Annotated in this window: 1 protein-coding gene; it reads right to left on the bottom strand. The window is 67.3% G+C overall.

Annotation, left to right across the window (positions count from 1 at the left end; translation table 11 throughout):
- Positions 1–312 (bottom strand): hypothetical protein (locus EN851_RS35235; RefSeq protein WP_135931109.1); only part of this gene is annotated, 312 nt, incomplete at both ends.

Raw genomic sequence — 312 nt, 5'->3', positions numbered from 1 at the left:
GCCCCGTCGAGCACGCTTGCGGCAAGCAATTCCTTGTCGACGCGTAGCGAGCCGCCCTTCGGCTTCAGGTCGACCACCATGCGGGTGGTGACCGGAAGCTGTGCCGGGCGCACCGGCAGATAGAGCGTCTGCTCGACCGCGGTGCCGTCGGCATGCGCGAGCTTGACGGTGACGGAGGCATCGCCCGCGGTCTTGGCGACCAGCGGGAAGGTGAGCGACTGACGCTTGCCCTGGGCGAGCGTCAGTTTTTCCGGCAACGGCTTGTCGCCGGTCGTGAGATCTCCGGTCGTGGTGACCGACAGCGCATAGTCG

The sequence above is a fragment of the Mesorhizobium sp. M8A.F.Ca.ET.208.01.1.1 genome, assembly GCF_004791315.1.
Taxonomy (GTDB): domain Bacteria; phylum Pseudomonadota; class Alphaproteobacteria; order Rhizobiales; family Rhizobiaceae; genus Mesorhizobium.
Note: the sequence above shows the minus strand (reverse complement) of the source record. Positions and strands in the feature narration are given on the sequence as shown.